The 17,499-nt window shown below is 52.6% G+C and carries 13 protein-coding genes; 9 read left to right on the top strand and 4 right to left on the bottom strand.

The genetic code is table 11. The features are described 5' to 3' along the window. The first annotated feature begins 5 nt into the window (after nt 1–5). A complete protein-coding gene (locus QTL79_RS04875; RefSeq protein ID WP_346353827.1) occupies nt 6–2,981 on the top strand; it encodes an EAL domain-containing protein in 2,976 nt (991 codons plus the stop codon). 187 nt (nt 2,982–3,168) lie between these two features. Further along, on the top strand, nt 3,169–4,698 hold the full coding sequence (gene mmdA / locus QTL79_RS04870; protein WP_346353826.1) for a methylmalonyl-CoA decarboxylase subunit alpha: 1,530 nt from the start codon (nt 3,169–3,171) through the stop codon (nt 4,696–4,698). A gap of 277 nt (nt 4,699–4,975) precedes the next feature. Here the strand turns inward: mmdA and QTL79_RS04865 are convergent, their stop codons facing one another. Continuing rightward, entirely contained in the window at nt 4,976–5,593 is a 618-nt protein-coding gene (locus tag QTL79_RS04865; RefSeq protein ID WP_346353825.1) for an acetate uptake transporter, read from the bottom strand. Nucleotides 5,594–5,798: 205 nt separating this feature from the next. Between QTL79_RS04865 and xylB the strand changes: the two genes are divergently transcribed. Together xylB and QTL79_RS04855 are read left to right on the top strand one after the other, a co-directional pair. Beyond that, the gene (gene xylB / locus QTL79_RS04860; RefSeq protein WP_346353824.1) at nt 5,799–7,304 is read left to right on the top strand and encodes a xylulokinase; all 1,506 of its coding nucleotides are present in this window, start codon (nt 5,799–5,801) and stop codon (nt 7,302–7,304) included. Between the two features lie 24 nt (nt 7,305–7,328). Then, nucleotides 7,329–9,452 carry an ATP-binding protein gene (locus tag QTL79_RS04855; protein ID WP_346353823.1) on the top strand — a complete coding sequence of 708 codons (2,124 nt, stop codon included), beginning with the start codon at nt 7,329–7,331 and terminating at the stop codon, nt 9,450–9,452. 20 nt (nt 9,453–9,472) lie between these two features. On the opposite strand, the gene QTL79_RS04850 is transcribed toward QTL79_RS04855, so the two are convergent. Then, nucleotides 9,473–10,858, bottom strand: a complete 1,386-nt coding sequence (locus QTL79_RS04850; RefSeq protein ID WP_346353822.1) for a PhoH family protein — start codon at nt 10,856–10,858, stop codon at nt 9,473–9,475. A gap of 49 nt (nt 10,859–10,907) precedes the next feature. Then, entirely contained in the window at nt 10,908–11,408 is a 501-nt protein-coding gene (locus QTL79_RS04845) for a hypothetical protein (protein ID WP_346353821.1), read from the bottom strand. 199 nt (nt 11,409–11,607) lie between these two features. On the opposite strand from QTL79_RS04845, the gene QTL79_RS04840 reads away from it, so the two are divergent. The 4 genes from QTL79_RS04840 to QTL79_RS04825 all read left to right on the top strand — a co-directional run bounded on the left by QTL79_RS04840 (nt 11,608) and on the right by QTL79_RS04825 (nt 15,675). After that, entirely contained in the window at nt 11,608–12,291 is a 684-nt protein-coding gene (locus tag QTL79_RS04840; protein WP_346353820.1) for a response regulator transcription factor, read from the top strand. Continuing rightward, the gene (locus QTL79_RS04835; protein ID WP_346353819.1) at nt 12,288–13,706 is read left to right on the top strand and encodes an ATP-binding protein; all 1,419 of its coding nucleotides are present in this window, start codon (nt 12,288–12,290) and stop codon (nt 13,704–13,706) included. The genes QTL79_RS04840 and QTL79_RS04835 overlap by 4 nt, the downstream gene beginning before the upstream one ends. Nucleotides 13,707–13,832: 126 nt before the next feature. Continuing rightward, complete coding sequence (locus tag QTL79_RS04830) at nt 13,833–14,840, top strand: LacI family DNA-binding transcriptional regulator (protein ID WP_346353818.1); 1,008 nt, start codon at nt 13,833–13,835, stop codon at nt 14,838–14,840. A gap of 19 nt (nt 14,841–14,859) precedes the next feature. After that, the gene (locus QTL79_RS04825; RefSeq protein WP_346353817.1) at nt 14,860–15,675 is read left to right on the top strand and encodes a purine-nucleoside phosphorylase; all 816 of its coding nucleotides are present in this window, start codon (nt 14,860–14,862) and stop codon (nt 15,673–15,675) included. Between the two features lie 93 nt (nt 15,676–15,768). Here QTL79_RS04825 and QTL79_RS04820 read toward each other — a convergent pair whose 3' ends face one another. Continuing rightward, entirely contained in the window at nt 15,769–16,755 is a 987-nt protein-coding gene (locus tag QTL79_RS04820; RefSeq protein WP_346353816.1) for a sodium:calcium antiporter, read from the bottom strand. Nucleotides 16,756–17,028: 273 nt separating this feature from the next. Between QTL79_RS04820 and QTL79_RS04815 the strand changes: the two genes are divergently transcribed. Further along, entirely contained in the window at nt 17,029–17,472 is a 444-nt protein-coding gene (locus QTL79_RS04815) for a GNAT family N-acetyltransferase (RefSeq protein WP_346353815.1), read from the top strand. The last annotated feature ends 27 nt before the right edge of the window (nt 17,473–17,499 follow it).

Here is a 17,499-nt window from a genome sequence, read left to right as displayed (position 1 = left end):
TGGCGATGCGTCTGCAGCAGCAAATCATCATAGCCGTTACAGGGGCCTGCGGTTTAATGGCGCTGGGGCTTGGTTTTTACGGCTTGGGCACGATAAAGCAAACCCATCAAACCTATATTGCGGAAACGCGAAATATCATGCAGGAACAGTATGACCGCAATGTGAAGATGGAAGTGGAAACCGCGGTGAGCCTGCTGAAAGCGGTCAAGCAGCGTCAGGAACGCGGCTTACTGACGGAAAACGAAGCGAAGCGTTTGTCCGCTGATTTGCTGCGCGAACTGCGCTATGACGGCGGCGTCAATTATTTTTGGATTGATGCAGTGGACGGAACCAATATCGTCCTGCTTGGACGGGAGAGTGAAGGCCGGTCGCGTTATGCGTTAACCGATTCGCACGGCACGAAGATTATCGCCGATATGATTGCCAATGCACAGAAACCGGGCGGCGGCTTTACAAACTATTGGTTTCCAAAGCCAGGAGAAACTGCGGAGTCGCCAAAGCGCAGCTATTCACTGCTCTTTGAACCGTATCAATGGGTGGTTGGAACCGGAACCTGGCTGGACGATGTGGAACGCCTGACAGCCAGGCAAGAGGCGGCTTATCTGCACGGGATGCGTCAGGATCTGGCTGTTTCGGCGGGCATTGTTTTGCTGGGCTTTTTGTTGACGGGGCTTTCCGCCTGGCTGCTCGGACGGCGCATTGCCGGGCCGATCCAGGAGATGGCCTCGCGAATGCGGGAGATGTCCGGCGGGAAACTGAAGGTTGAGCCGATTGAAGTGCGCGGCGCTGCTGAAACCGTACTGCTTGCGGAGAGCTTTAATATGATGGCGGTAAACCTGCGTAAACAGCGCAGCGCGTTGGAAAAGAGCGAAGCCCGCTTTCGCAGCCTGATTCAGGAAGCGGTTGACGGCATTATTTATCTCAGCCGCGATGAACGGATCATGATGGCAAATCGTCAGATTGAAGAGATCAGCGGCTATTGTCAGGCGGAATTGATCGGCTTTGGCCTGGAAAAACTTTTTGCGGAAGACGTACTGGCGGAAAAACCGTTGCGTTTTGATTTACTTGCCCAGGGGGAGACGGTTACCGAAGAGCGGGAACTCGCGCATAAAGATGGGCGACGGATCATCGTTGAAACACGGGCCTGTCAGCTTGCGGACCGGACGATCCAATGCTTCTTTCGTGACATCAGCCAACACAAGGAAGCGCAGGCGCGCCTGCTCCTACAGCATAATGAACTGATGGCGTTATATGAAGAAATGGCGGCTACCGACGAACTCCTGCACCAACAATATCAGCGCCTCATGCAAAGCGAAGAACGCTATCGGTTGGCGATGGAAGGTGCAAACGATATCCTTTGGGATTGGGATATTGAGGCGGACTGCATCGTCTGGTCGGAAAAAGCGTGGGAATTGGTTCCTTTGCCGCAAGGAAGCACGGATCGCAGAGACTGGGAACGTCTGATCCATCCGGATGATGCGGACGGTGTCGCGAAGCGGCTGCAGGAGTATCTGAACGGCAGACATCAGTTCTACACGGATGAATTTCGCGTTGACAGTTGCAAAGGCGAATATCGCTGGATATTAAGCCGCGGCAAAGTGCTCTTTGACGAAACAGGCAAGCCGATTCGGATGGCCGGCTCGTATACCGATATCAGCGAGAATAAGAAACGTGATTTGCGGATTGAACAACTGGCGTATGTGGACATGTTGACGGGTTTGCCGAATCGAACATCGTTCCTGAAGGAATTGGACGCTGCGATCGCAGAGGGCAGCGAGGCCAAAGGAGCCTTACTGTATCTGGATCTTGATGATTTTAAAGATATCAATGACACCTTCGGCCATTCGTTCGGCGATAAAGTTTTGTTGCAGGTTGCCGAGCGATTGTATGGCGTGGCGCAGGCGCAGGCTTTCGTGGCACGCCTGGGCGGCGATGAATTCACCGTCATGTTTATGGGGATAGGAAAAGAGGAAGTCGAACAATATCTGGCGGATCTGTATCGCGAATTCCATGGCGACTTTCAGGTGGAAAATATCCGCTGCCACGTCGGCATCAGCATTGGCATTGCCCTCTGGCCGCAGGACGGCATCGTGGCGGATGAACTGTTTAAGAAAGCGGACATGGCATTGTTCCAGGCGAAGGCGGCCGGACGCAACAAATACCGTTTCTTCCTGCAGGAAATGGCAGATGTGGTCGAGGAAAAGACGCGGCTTGGAAGTCAGCTGCGCGATGCGATTGCCGCACAGGAGCTTTTCCTCGAATATCAGCCGCTAGTGGACGCGCTGACGAAGAAGCCGCTGCGCCTGGAAGCGTTGCTGCGCTGGCAGCATCCTGAGCTGGGAAGGATTTCACCGGCGCAGTTCATACCGCTCGCGGAAGCAACCGGTTTGATTGTGCCGATCGGCAGATGGGTGTTGATGCAGGCGGCCATATTTGCCCGTCAACTGGTGGAGGAAGGCTGGCCGCAGGCGGTCGTAGCGGTCAATGTATCGGTGCGTCAGTTGATGGAAGATGAGTTTATCGCGATGGTGCGCGGTGTGCTGGATGCAACAGGACTAGCGCCGGCTAATCTGGAACTGGAAATAACGGAGTCCGTCGTCATGGGCGACTTGCCGAAGGCGATCGGCAAGTTGAAGACGCTGCGCCAACTCGGCATCCAAGTGGCGCTGGATGACTTCGGCACTGGATACTCGTCATTGACCTATTTGCAACAGTTGCCGCTCGACGTCATAAAAGTGGATCAAGCCTTTGTTCATGATATTGACGGCAGGAAAAATCAAGGCGACATTGTCGAAACCGTCATCGATCTGGCGCATCGTCTTGGCTTGCAAGTGGTTGCGGAAGGCGTTGAAACGGAGGCGCAGGCCGAAATTTTGGCGGCTAACGGCTGCGATGCGTTGCAAGGCTACTGGATCAGCCGTCCGTTACATGCGACCGAAGTGAAAAAGTGGCTGACGGAACAAGCAGAAGAAGCGAAATAAGAGGCGAAAAACGGGTTGACTGCATGCGGCGGTCAACCCGTTTTTGCGTGGACTTGCAATCTTTGCCCGCGTCTGCTATACTGATAAAAGTTTTAGTACCAAGTAATAATATCGAGTGCTAATAATAGATAATAAAATCTGCGCGGCGTAAGAATAGGTAAAGGCAGTGCAGATACAGGAGGATCTCATGGCAACAGTGGCAGAATGCATTGAAGAGCTGAAAAACAAACAGGAACAGCTTAAACAGGGCGGCGGCGCGAAACGGGTGGAGAAACAGCATGCCAGCGGTAAACTGACTGCGCGCGAGCGTATCGAGCTTTTGTTGGACCGCGACAGTTTCATAGAAGTGGATCAATTTGTCAAACATCGCTGCGTGAATTTCGGCATGGAAAAGCTCGATACGCCGGGAGAAGGCGTCGTAACCGGCTACGGCACGGTCGACGGACGGCTGGTCTTCGTATTTGCACAGGATTTTACGGTAGTCGGCGGTTCGCTTGGCGAAATGCATGCGGCTAAGATCGTCAAGGTGCAGAAGATGGCGCTCAAGATGGGCGCACCCATCATCGGCATCAACGATTCGGGCGGTGCGCGCATTCAAGAAGGCGTCGATGCGTTGGCCGGTTACGGCGAAATATTCTTTAATAACACGATGGCATCGGGCGTGATTCCGCAAATTTCGGTGATCATGGGACCTTGTGCTGGGGGAGCGGTTTATTCGCCGGCGATTACCGATTTTATCTTTATGGTGCAAAAGACGAGCCAGATGTTTATTACCGGTCCGCAGGTGATCAAGACGGTGACCGGCGAAGAAGTCGGCGCGGAAAAATTAGGCGGCGCCATGACGCATAACTCGGTTTCCGGCGTGGCTCACTTCATCGCGAATGATGATGAACATTGTCTGGAGCAAATCCGTTACCTGCTGAGCTTTTTGCCGAGCAACAATTTGGAAGCGGCGCCGGAATATGCGCTGGAAGAAGGTTCGCGTGAATTGATCCCGGCTCTCAATACGGTCATCCATGATGATCCGTCCATTCCCTATGACATGAAAGAGATCATCCGCCTGATCGTAGATCGTGGTGAATTCTTCGAGGTGCAGCCTTATTTTGCGCCCAATATCATAACCTGCTTTGCCCGGATGGAAGGCAAGACGATTGGTATTGTTGCCAGCCAGCCAAAAGTAATGGCCGGTTGTCTCGATATTGACACCTCCGACAAATGCGCCCGTTTCATCCGCTTTTGCGATTGCTTTAACATTCCACTGGTGAATTTGGTCGATGTGCCGGGCTTTTTGCCGGGCATGAATCAGGAATACGGCGGCATCATCCGCCATGGCGCAAAGGTACTCTATGCTTATTCGGAAGCCACCGTGCCGAAAATTACTCTGATCACGCGAAAATCATACGGCGGCGCATATATCGGCATGTGCTCGCGCCATCTTGGCGCGGACATGGTCTTCGCCTGGCCGATGGCGGAAATCGCGGTCATGGGACCGGCCGGTGCGGCGAACATCATCTTCCGCGGTGATCCGGATGTGGCGCAAAAATCACAGGAGTATGTCGATGAGTTTGCTACGCCGTATAAAGCAGCTGAACGCGGCTACGTCGATCAGGTGATCGAACCGCAGGAAACCCGAAAGCGCATTCTGCAGGCGCTTGACATGCTGAAGACAAAACGCGAACAGCGTCCGCAAAAAAAACACGGTAATATCCCTTTATAATTAAAAAAGCACCGTCCGGCAAGCCGGACGGTGGGGACTGTTGACAAAACGAAATTAAGTGAGACGTTTTTTACACGAAGAGTCGAAGAAGGAAAGGTTGGAAGAGATTTTAAATTCTTCCTTTCTTCTCTCCGGGCTGATAGTAGCGGCCCGCTTCGCTTCTTCGTGTTATCGTTTCCGTTAATCCTTCTATTCGTTCCTGTTATCGTATTCTGTTTTTTCAATTGTCGACACTAAAAAGCACCGTCCAGCCGGACGGTGCTTTTTAGTGTCGAGATTATTTGAAGATGCCGAGCGGTTTGCCGGTCGGCAAAAATGTACGGCCGAAATGCGTGTTCAGCACGACGGCGCCGGAACCATAGAAAGAGAAAAGGGCGATCGCCAGTTCCGTCCAGGCTGCAATGGTGTGCGCCGAATGCGAAAGTCCGAAAGCGTCAGCGGCTAAGGCTGCCAGCAGGACATCAATGAGGAGGAAGATGCTGAGCAAAACCTTATTAGTTTCAATGGCGCCGATCGTCATGAATAAAGAAAAAATAAGATAGCCTAAAAAAGCGAAGCCGAGCTGACGGACATCGGTGGCCGCGGCGAGAGCCGGACCAAAAGCGCCGAGTTTGATCAGCCAGGATGACGCGACGCCGAACCAGAAGAAGGCATAGCCGCCAAAAGCGGTGGCGCCGAAAATATTGTTGTGTTTGAAGTCATAGAGGCAGGCGATCAGTTGTGCGAATGCGCCGAGAAAAATGGCCCAGGGAATCACGAAGGACAGCCCTACCGTCCAGCCCAATTTTTGCGAGGATGCCACGAAGGTTACCATCGCTAGGCCGAGCAAGCCTAAGGCGGAAGGATCGGCAACGGAAATGCTTACTTTTTGGCTGTCATGGGTACTCATACTCATCAAGAACCTCCTAATATGCAAAGTACATATAAAATAGCATACTGGAGAGGATATTGTCAATTTTTGTCGAGAAAATAGTGCGGACTGCTCGCAAGATAAGACAAAAGCGTTGCAGGAATTTGCTGCCGTACGACTAATTTACAAATAATAACAGATGGTGTTGCGTCTAAAGCAAATGTTCATGCTGCGAAAAGGCGGTGTTAATATGGCATTTCTCGGGATTGATTTAGGTACAACGATGTTGAAGCTTTTGTTGATGGATGAAGAGGGCAAGGTGCTCTACACCTTGACGAGAGAATATCCGATTTACTATCCGCGTTCAGGTTGGGCGGAACAAAATCCGCGTGAATGGTGGGAGGCTGCTGGAGCGGGAATCCGCGAATTGTTTATGAAAGCCGGACTGTCGCCGGAAAGCGTGCGTGCAATCGGGCTTAGTGGACAGATGCATGGCTTGGTGTTGCTTGATGAACACAATAAGGTTCTGATGCCGGCGCTTTTATGGTGTGATCAGCGTACTCGGGCAGAAAGCGATTGGATTAATGAGACGGTTGGCTTTGAGCATTTAAAGGAATGGACCGGCAATAAATCCTTCACAGGCTTTACGGCATCAAAATTACTTTGGGTCAAAGCCGAGCAGCCGGAAATTTATGAAAAGATACGCCATATTTTGCTGCCGAAAGATTATATCCGTTTGCAATTGACTGGCGAATATGCCACCGATATGTCGGATGCGTCAGGAACATTGCTCTTTGATGTGGCAAAACGTGAATGGTCAGTGGATATGCTGGAAAAATTGGGCATCGATAAGGCGTGGCTGCCGCGCTGCTATGAATCAACGGCCGTGACGGGGAAGTTATCGCTTAAGGCGGCTGCCGTGACAGGTCTGCGTGCCGGAACGCCAGTGGTCGGAGGGGCTGGTGATCAGGAGTGCGGCGCGGTTGCTAACGGTGCTGTCGTACCGGGGATTCTTTCTGTGGCGCTCGGGAATTCCGGCGTTGTCTTTGCCTGCCAGGATCGTTATGCGGCGGATCCTGAACTGCGCTTGCATTCATTTTGCGCTGCCAATGGCAAGTGGCATGTGATGGGAGTAATGCTGTCGGCCGTATCCTGTATTAAATGGTGGAGTGATAATATCTGTCGCTGCAAGTCGATTGATGAGTATGAAGATTTATTGGGGGAGGCGGAAGTTATTGCGCCGGGCAGCGGAGGCGTGCTGTTTTTACCCTATCTGTTAGGCGAGCGTACACCGCACAGCGATCCGCATGCGAGAGGAAGTTTTGTCGGCCTCGATATGACGCATCATCGCGGCCATATGACGCGGGCCATCATGGAAGGCGTTTGTTTCGGCTTAAAGGATTCGCTTGATATCATCCGGCAACTGCAAATACCGGTAACGGCAGTCAGAGTCAGTGGCGGCAGTGGGCGAAGCATGCTGTGGCGGCGGATTTTGGCGGATGTGTTTTCTTTGCCGGTTGATGTGACGACGGTGCGGGAAGGGCCGGCCTATGGAGCGGCGATGTTGGCCGCTGTCGGAGCGCAGGCGTTTGACGATGTGACGCAAGCTTGTCAAGCGTTAGTCGGCGTGGTGGAGAGAGTAGAACCGGACAAGGAAAGCGGGCAAAATTATTTAATGATGCATGAATTGTACAAGGGACTGTACCCGACTTTGCGGGAAAATTTCGCGGCTAAGGCCAAAGTTTTTGGCGGATAAGTAAAGTGAAGGGCGGTGATGGGCATGAAACGCTGGAGCGTGCTGTTTGTAATGCTCATTATTGGCTTAAGCGGAATTTTTTATACCGATTATCGCTACCGCCAGGAAGACGCGCAAGAAAACCAGGTTGCGCTGCAGGAAGCGGCGAAGTTGGTGGAAGAGAGGCTGAACAAGACGATCAGCAATCGACTGAATGTCGTCGATGCATTACGCGGTTTTCTGTTGGCGCAAGAATCGGTGCCGGATCAAGAAAGCTTCAACAGGTATGCTAAGATTTCCCTGGAGAATTACCCGTCCATCGGAGCGTTAGAGTATGCGGATGAGCGGTTGATTATCCGCTATGTGTATCCGCTGGAGGGAAATGAGGCGGCGCTTAATCATGCGTTACTGAGTCGCGCGGTGAATGTTCCCTTTGTCGAAAAAGCGATGCGTGAGCGACGAATGGTCGTGTCGGACCCATTTATGACGTTGCAGGGCTTTCAGGGAATCGTTGTGCGTGCGCCTTTGTATCGTGAAACTGAATTTGTCGGTTTGGCGCAGGAAGTGTTCAATATCGACCTTGTCGTCGAGCAGGCGCTGGCGGTTATGCAAGAGCAATACACGATTGAGTTATTGACAACGTCTGGAGCTGTGTTCTGGCGTAGTGGGGAAACCGGTTCGCTGTCTGTCGAGCGGGCGATTGCGGTAGGCGATAATGTCTGGTTAGCTAAAGTGGATTGGCGAACGGCGCCGCAAATTAGTTACTTTATTCTTGCCTTGATATGGAGTGTAGGTTTGTTATTGCTCAGTGGCGTGATGATTATTGTAAATCAAAGCATGATGCGTGAGAAAAAACTGCGTGAAGCCGTGCTGGAAAAGACGCGATCTCTTGCCGTTTCCGAAGAGCGCTACCGGGCGATCTTTGAAAATAGCGGAACGGCGTTGATGTTTATTGAAGAGGATCGGCGGATCAGTTTAATCAATAAGGAATTTGAAAAACTGAGCGGCTATAGGAAAGCGGAGATTGAAGGGCGGGTACGCTGGGATATTTTTGTCGATGATCCGTTTGAATTGGCGCGCATGGCGGAGTATCATCAACTGCGGCGCAAAAATGACAAACAGGCGCCGCTAAGCTATGAATTCATACTGCGCGATCGAGCTGGCGTGCGCAAAAATATGATCGTCACGGTGGCTGTTTTGCCGGGAACGGAGCAGAGTTTGGCGGCGTTCGTCGATATCAGCACGCGAAAAGCGGCGGAACAGGCGTTGGCGGAGGCGAATGAAAGGCTGGAAACGAAGGTTGCGCAACGCACGCAGGAGTTGACGGTGCTGAATGAAGACCTGCAAGCGATGAATCAAGCGTTACTGGGCACCTTGGATAAATTGCGGCAGACGCAAGGGCAACTGGTTCAGGCGGAAAAGATGGCCGGCTTGGGAATGGTTGTGGTTGGCGTGGCGCACGAACTAAACACGCCGATTGGGCTGGGCGTGACGTTGGCTTCCCATATGGAGGAAATCATCGGCAACCTTTTAAAGCGTTTAGAAAACGGAAAAATGAAGCGCAATGAACTGTTCGAGGATCTTAATGACAGCGCTGAAGCCGCGCGTATGCTGTTGTATAATTTGCAACGGGCAGGTCAACTGGTGAAAAGTTTTAAACAGGTTTCACTGGAGGAGTTTGCGCAGGATCGACGTCTCTTCTTGGTGCAGGAATGTCTCGACGACGCGTTGATCAGCCTGCGGGAGCGCATTGCCGCAGCAAGATTGCATGTCGTGCTGGAGTGCGACCGGAATCTATGCCTCGATGGCTCGCCGAGTGCATTCCTGCAAATGATCAGCAATCTGATTTTGAATAGTTTAGTTCACGGCTATGCTCCTGGCGAGTCAGGCGAAATCAAGATTAAAGCGGTTCAATTGATCGATAGGTTATTGCTGACGTATACCGATGACGGACGCGGCATCGACGAGGAATTAATGCCGCGGATTTTCGATCCGTTCGTGACGGCATGCCGTGGGGCCGGGAATATGGGATTGGGTTTGTATGTCTTACATAACATCGTGGTACAGGAATTTGGCGGTACGGTCGAGGGATATAGTGAACCGGGCTGCGGCGTGAAATTTGTAATCGACTTGCCGCTGCGACGCGACAAAGAAGACCCGCGAATTTGATCGCGGGTCAGGCGTGTTGCTTATAGCCGCAAGGCCGCTTCGGCGGCAAGCGGTGAACGCTCGCATTCTTCAGGCAGCAAGGTGATTTGAAAACAGAGCTTCGAGCCCTGCATTTTTTCGCTGGCGTAGGACAGGCCGTTCGATTGACTGTCCAGTAACGGATTGTCAATTTGCGCCGGATCGCCCAACAGGATCATCTTCGTGCCCAGGCCTGGTCGCGTCAAAACCGCTTTGGCCTGACGCGGCGTCGAATTTTGCATCTCATCAAACATGACCCAGTAATTTTGCAGCGAGCGTCCCCGTTGGTAGGCCAGCGCTTCGCTCTGAATGATGCGCTTTTCAAACAACATGTTGACCGTGTCTTCTGCTTGGGCGACATCGCGTTCGTCGTTGCAGCTGGAAGAGGAAAGCAACGTGAATAGATTGTCTTTAACCGAGCGCATATAGGGCTCGATTTTTTCAGCCTCACTGCCGGGCAGAAAACCGATGCCTTCATCGAGCATGGTATTCGGACGGCAAATCAGTAAATGGTGATATTCGCGCGGGCGCACGTCCATGTGTTTATGAAGGCCGACTCCCAGCGAATAAAATGTCTTCGCGGTACCGGCGGGGCCCTTGATGATGACGAGCGGCGCTTCTTGTGCGCTGAGCATCAGGCATTCCTGCAGAAAAATCTGACCGACGCTGCGTGGCGTGACGCCGAACGGCGTGTGGGTCTTATAACGCAGATGGACAATTTTTTCGCCGTCAAAACGCCCGAGCGCGGTATGCTGCTGGTTTTCGGTGGAACGGAGCAAAAGAAATTGGTTGGTGACAAGCGCGGCGGGCTGCAAGCGGCCCGATGTTTCATCATAGCTTGTTAAGGCTTCCGGCAAGAGGATGTTGACATCATCGCGGTGAAAGCGGTCAATATCTTTGCCGGATGCGTAAACCAAAGCGCGGCCCGTGTATTGACGAGCAATGTCGGCGACTTTGTCGCGGCGAAAGTCTTCGGCTACGAGGGAAAGGATCGAGGCTTTGACGCGCATGTTGGTATCCTGGCTGACCAGAATCGTCGATTTGCCTTCTTCCTGCAATCCCTTGCAAATCTGTAAAATTCGGTTGTCACTTTTCTCCTGTTCCCAGTGACTTGGCATTGCGGTGGCGGTGTGATTGGCTTCTAAACGTAGTTGTCCGCCTTGCTTGTTGATAACCAGACCGGACAGTAAGTCGCCGCAGCCGCGCAGTTCATCCAGGATGCGGCTGACTTCGCGGCTGTTGGCGCCGCGCTCGCCGCTTTCCCGTTTAAAGCGATCCAATTCCTCAATGACGACTTCAGGGATGATCACCGTGTGCTCGTTAAAGGAATACAATGATTCAGGCGAATGCAGCAATACGTTGGTGTCGAGGACATAGTGCTTGTTCATCAAAGAATCCTCCTTTTTAATAAAAAAAGACATGCTTGTTGGCATATCATCAGCAAATGGCGGCACAGAAAAGGCTGCCTTGTTTATTTAGTTCCTGGCGCAGACGGGAAAGGAAAGGGCGCTGCGCGCGCTGTATTTTTTGCGCGGCGGTGTCCAGCGAAAAGAAAGTCAGAGCTGCGAAGGCCGGAAAGTTTTGACGTCGCTCTGCTTCGAGCTGCAGACGAGTGACGGGATGAGGGGGTACGACGTTGCAATCGGTGCGGCAGGACCAGGCGTAAAAGATTTCATCCCACGGATCGCAAATCCAGCCCAACGGTGTAGTATTGCATAAGACTGGCGAAGAAGCTGTCGCATGGCGAAATGCGCCGACGGCGCCTTGGTATAAATCGTCTTGAGCAGCCAGCGGAGCATGCGGGATTGTCCATTGTCCGGCATCTTTTTTCAGGGCAAAAGAGCTGACGGGCAAAGCGAGAAGAACCTGTGTTTCTCCTAAATGACAGCGGTACACGAGAAGACCGGCGTTAACGGCTAGGTGCATGAAGGCATCCATCCTTTCGCAGTGTTCTTATCTATTACGATAGCATGCGGCGGGCGGGAAAAGATTATGCTTATGTTAAACATTGTTTAAGAAATTGACACAATCTTGACAAGCTCTGCATCAAATCTCAATCAAATTATGCTAGGATGAAAAGGAAGCAGAAAGGTTTTTTTGCCGCAAAAAGCGAAGCCTAGAGAAAAGGGGGCGGAATATGAATAAGATTGTCGTCGTGGAAGATGAAGATAAATTACGTGAGAATGTCGAACAGTTCTTAAGCAAGGAAGGGTTTGAGGTGCGCGGCGTCGGGGACGGGCTTGCTGCGGTCAGAGTCATCCGTGAGATGAAGCCGGATCTGGTGATCCTTGATGTGATGCTGCCCGGTTTGACAGGCATTCAAGTTTGTCAGCTATTGAGACAGGAAAGCGATCTGCCGATCCTGATCGTCAGTGCGCTGGGCGGCGAAGAAGAAGTGCTGAAGGGCTTGGAAGAAGGGGCCGATGATTACGTCGTCAAGCCGTTTCGCATGCGCGAACTGGTCGCGCGCGTGAAGGCGATCCTGCGAAGACGCGGCGCAGCGGCGGTTCCGCTCCGCGTCGTCGTGCAAGGCGAACTGTCGATTAATTTGGATACGATACAGGTCGTGTGTCGCGGCAATGAAGTCGCGCTGACGCCGACAGAGTTTAAATTGCTGACGATGCTTGCGCAGCAACCGGGGCGCGCCTTTACCCGCTTACAGCTGCTCGAAGGCGCAGTGGGTGAAGCGTATGAAAATTACGAGCGAACCGTTGATACGCATATTTTCAATTTGCGCAAGAAGATTGAACTGCAAGCGGGCAAACCGCAATATATCCAAACTGTTTTCGGCATCGGCTACCGCTTTGGTGAGCAGACATGAAACTGCGCCGCCACATTTTAAAGTATTTATTGCTGCTGGTCTTAATTACCGCTGCGTTGAATGTCGGCATCAATTACTATCTGGGAGAGAAATCGGTCGAACGGTTCGCAGGCGGATTTCAGGAAGTCTATCTGAAGGCGGTTGTCGAAAACACGCTGGATTATTACCGGCAGCATCTTTCGCTGGTTGGCATCGAAGACCGTGATGTCCGGCCCAAGGAAGTGACGGTCGAATTGCCGCGCCGCGGAGCGACCGCTCTTACCCGGGAAGCGACCAGTTACATGACGATTCAGGGCGACAGTTCTTGGCTGATCTGGCTGGAAGATGCGCAAGGAAAAATCTTGATCGGCAAACCGGAAAAATATGAGCGGCCGCAGGACTTGGAACCTTTGCTGGTCCAGGGGCAGACAGTCGGCAGAGTCGGTCTCGTATCGCGCGAGAACAGCGTACTCGAATTGGCGCGTCATCTTTTGATGCCGCTGATTTTACGCAATCTGTGGTCTGTCCTGGCGGCTACCTTGGCGGCATTTTTGATTGCCTTTCTCTTTTCCAACTCCCTGCTGACGCGCATCCAGGTTCTGGCTGATGCGGCGCGGCGCATTGCCGGAGGCGAGCTGGAACATCGGGTCTATATGAAAAATAACGATGAATTGGCGGACTTGGCGTCCGACTTTAACCGGATGGCGGCTCATCTGCAGGAGGACAAACAACTTAGGCAGCAGTTGCAGGCCGACGTGGTGCATGAACTCAGAACACCTCTGGCGGTATGCCAGGCGGTGCTGGATTCGTTGGAAAACGGCGTTGTAGCCTGGGACAGCAAGACGCTGGCCTCGCTGCAGGAAGAAACCGGACGGATGAGTCGTCTGGTGACGGACTTGCATGAACTGAGCCGGGCGGAGAACAGGCAGCTTTCGATCCATAAGGAAATCTTCGCTCTCGGAGATTTGTTGGAGCGTTTGACGGAATCGTTCGCGGAAGTTGCGCGGCAAAAGGAGATTCATTTTGCGGTGGAAGCGCCGCAGGATGCAAAGGAAGCGCTGCTCTATGCGGATATGGACCGACTGATGCAAATCTTCACGAACCTGCTGCATAATGCGGCCCGTTATACGCCAGCCGGCGGCTCAATTGACGTGACGGCGCGTCTCGCCGCTGGTGCGACGCTTGCGGTGACGGTGGCGGACAGCGGCTGCGGCATCGCGGCCGATGTCCTGCCGCATGTCTTCGATCGCTTTTTCCGCGGCGACGAAAGCCGGACGCGCCATACCGGCGGTTCAGGCCTTGGTCTTGCGATCGCCAAAGAATATGCGCTTCTGCATGGCGGCGATATTACAGTCGACAGTCTGCCGGGCAAAGGAACTTCGTTTAGCGTTACATTGCCGATTGAAGAACTGGAACTGACTTCTACAAAAGAATAACCACGAGGGCGGCTGCAAAAATACTCTTCTTTTTGCGTCCGCCCTTTTTTTAGCTCCGCCTTTACATTTTCCTATGGAATAGTGTATGATTATTCTGAAACCGGTTACATAAGGTGAGGGTTTATTATGAAAATGGAAGATATTGCACGGCTGGCTGGCGTATCCAAAGCGACCGTCTCCAGGGTCATCAACAGCCCGGAACAGGTCAGTCCGCAGTTGGTTTCCCGGGTGGAGCAAGTTCTGAAAGAGACGGGCTATGCGCCGAACTTATTGGCGCGTGAGTTGGTGACGAAGCAAACGCATCTGATCGGCGTTGTCGTGCCGCAGATCGGCATCGATACCTTTGCCGAAATGATTGAAGGCATCACGCATGTCCTGAATCAAAACGGCTACAATCTGCTCTTGGCGACGTCGCGTGACCAACCGGAGGAAGAGTTGCGTTATTTTGACGTTTTTCGCAAGAAACAGGTCGACGGCATCATCTCCTTTCCGACGCTCTTGTTAGAACGCCATCAGACTTTTTTTGCTCGCAGCGGTTTGCCGCTGGTGCTGGTCAGTCAACTTGATCCGGGCGGGACTGTGCCGTCGGTATTATATGATGATTTTAATGGGACGCGCGATATGGTAGAATATTTATTAGCGCTCGGACATCGTCGAATCGCCTATCTGGGCGTCGGTCAACATAACAAGGTCATCGACCAGGCACGGCGTGAAGGCTATCTCGCGGCTTTGAGCCGCCATGGGGTTGCGCCGGAGGAACGTTTGATGACGCAGGGTGACTTTTCGTTGCAATACGGCTACCGCGCGATGCAAACGGTTTGGCAAAGCGAGGGTGAAAAACCGACGGCTGTCTTTGCCGCGACCGACCGCTTGGCGCTGGCTGCGATTCAATATCTGCGCGAGCAGGGTTGCTCGGTGCCGGAGGATGTTTCGGTGGCAGGCCTTGACGACATGGATATTGCGGCGACCGTGCACCCGTCGCTGACGACGGTTCACTATGATTATTACAATTCCGGCGTTCAAGCTGCGGAACTGCTGCTGCTAAGGATGCGGCGGCCGCAGGAGCGGCTGGAGAATATCATGATCGGTTATCAGCGCAAAGAGCGGGGCAGTACCTGTGCAGTGAAAAAATAAAATTTCGGGAGGCTATGGCATGTACGAAAAAGTGATGCATTCGGTGGAATATATTAAGAGCCGTGTGGCGAATAAGCCGCAAGTGGCAATCATCTTAGGTTCCGGTTTGGGTGACCTGGTTGACGCGGTGGAGAATCAAGTCGGCATCGATTACAAGGATATCCCATATTTTCCGCAGTCTACAGTGGTCGGACATGCGGGACGGTTGGTGTTTGGCACGATCAACGGCGTAGACGTGGTGTTGATGCAGGGCCGTTTTCACTATTATGAGGGTTACAGCATGCAGGAAGTTACCTACCCCGTCTATGTGATGCAGCAGCTCGGCGCACAGCAGATCGTCATCACCAATGCCTGCGGCGGCATCAATCCTTCCTTCGCACCGGGCACGCTGATGCTGATCAATGACTTCATCAATCTGTTCGGAACCAATCCTTTGATCGGTCGCAACGATGAGCGCTTCGGCCCGCGCTTCCCCGATATGTCGGAGCCGTACAAGAAAGAGTTGATCGCACTGGCCAAAACCACGGCCGATGAAATCGGCGTTGCCTGGCGTGAGGGCGTTTATGCCGGCTGCACGGGGCCTTACTATGAAACGGCGGCCGAAATCAGAGCGTATGCCGGTATGGGTGCCGATGCGATTGGCATGTCGACGGTGCCGGAGACGATTGTGGCCAATTATCTGGGCATGCAAGTGCTCGGCATTGCCTGCGTCACGAATATGGCGACCGGTATCCAAAAAGGCAAGCATTCGCACGCCAACGTCGTAGAGACGGCGCAAAAAGCGTCCGAAGATTTGTGCCGCTGGGTAAAAGAAGTGCTTGGCAAGTTGAAATAAGGTGTTCTGCTATAGATGGCAAAAAGAAGAAGTGCGGTCTCAAGTTGAGACCGCACTTCTTCTTTTTAAGCGGCAATGGGATGCGCCGCAAGATCAGATGAAGAAGATCAGAGAGAAAAGCAGATAAAACAAAGCGGCGACCAAGAGACGCTTCGGTGAAAGTTGGTTGCGCTTTAGCGTGAAGAGCAGATAGGAGATCGAGACGAGTGTCATGATCCCCGCCGCCCAGAGATGGCGATCGAACAGCCACGGAGTGAAGAAGAGACCCAATGCGCTGGGCACCGTCGCCTGAATCATCATGGCGCCGCTGATATTGCTCAGAGCCAGAGATTCTTTACCCTGGCGGACCCAGATCACTGCATTGAGTATTTCCGGCAGTTCGGTGGCGACCGGGCTGAGGAGCAGCGAAACGACAAGCGGCGAAACGTTCCAGACGACGCTCAAGAGCTCGAGGTTTTTAACGAAAAAATGCGAACTGATGAAAATAAGCGTCAGCGAGAGCGTGGTTTGCAGCAGGACGCGGAACGTATCCGGTTCGAGTTGGTTCGGTTGAAAGGTAAGCGGCGTCATATCGGCCAGTTTGAGGTCGCATTCGGCACGCATCTCCTTGTAGAAATAAAGCGCATAAGCGGCAAGGAATAAGAAACCGGTCAGCGGTTTAAAGGCAAAGACGGTTATGCCGAGCAGCAGCTTGAAGATAAAGATGAATGCGAACCAAAGCTGATCGTGGCGCAATTTTCTTCCGTCCACTTGAATACTAAGGCCTTGATCACGCTGTTTGCGAAATAAAAGGATGCAAAAGCCGGTCACCGCATACGCCAGCGTGCCGAGCACCAATGGCCCGCCGAGCGCAGCGCCGACGCCGATATCCTGTTGCTGCGGCGTCGCGTTGAACGTCACGGCCATGAAGGTGACGACGCTTTCCGGCAGTGCGGTGCCGAACGCGGCGAGAATTGTACCAATCGCGCACTGGGAAACATTGATCTTCTTGCCGACCCATTCGATGGCATTGACGAATAATTCACAGCTATAATAAATGACGATGACGGAAATGAGCAAAATCGCGTAGCTAAGCAACATTTCAAAAACCTCCTGCATAAAATATAGAGAGGGAAATAAAAAGAGACCTCTGGTGCCAAAACACCAAAGGTCTCATTACGCATCAAACATGCGGGCACTACCAGGCTTGCGCCAATATGTTGATAGTACCTAGCTAACTACTCCCCTTTGCTATCATTAAATATAACAAAATACCAGGAATTTGTCAAAACAAGAGTATTTTCTGGCGCAGCAGGTGAAAGAGTAACTAGTGGCGAAAGATTCTGAAATAAAAGGAAATAGCGGGGTGGTTTCATGCATGTCATTCGCTTTGCCCGAACCCCAGAAGAAAGGGAATTGGCGTTTTTAGTGCGGCGCAAGGTGTTCATGGAAGAACAGCGGATTCTGGCTGCTTTGGATGTGGATGAACTCGACTATTTGGAGGGCACGCGTCATCTGCTGATCTTGACGCAGACGGGCGATGTTGTGGGAACCTTGCGTTTTCGCCCCTATGATAGTGAACGGATCGCGAAGGTCGAACGCTTGGCAGTCTTGGCGCCGTATCGCAAGGTCGGAGCCGGGCGCGAACTGATGCTCTATGTGGAAATGGCTGCGCGGGCGGCAGGGTTTCATATCTTGTGCGTCGCGGTGCAAACGTACGCCCGTCGCTTTTATGAAGTGCTTGGTTACCAGGCGGAAGGCGAGACCTTTCAGGAAGCGGATGTGGAGCATATCTTCATGAAAAAGACGATCAAGTAGCAGCTGAGGTTAGCGGAGGCGTTATGG

The sequence above is a fragment of the Azotosporobacter soli genome (genome assembly GCF_030542965.1).
Lineage (GTDB): Bacteria > Bacillota > Negativicutes > SG130 > SG130 > Azotosporobacter > Azotosporobacter soli.
The sequence above is the reverse complement of the archived record's forward strand: the minus strand, read 5'-3'. Positions and strand labels throughout refer to the sequence as shown.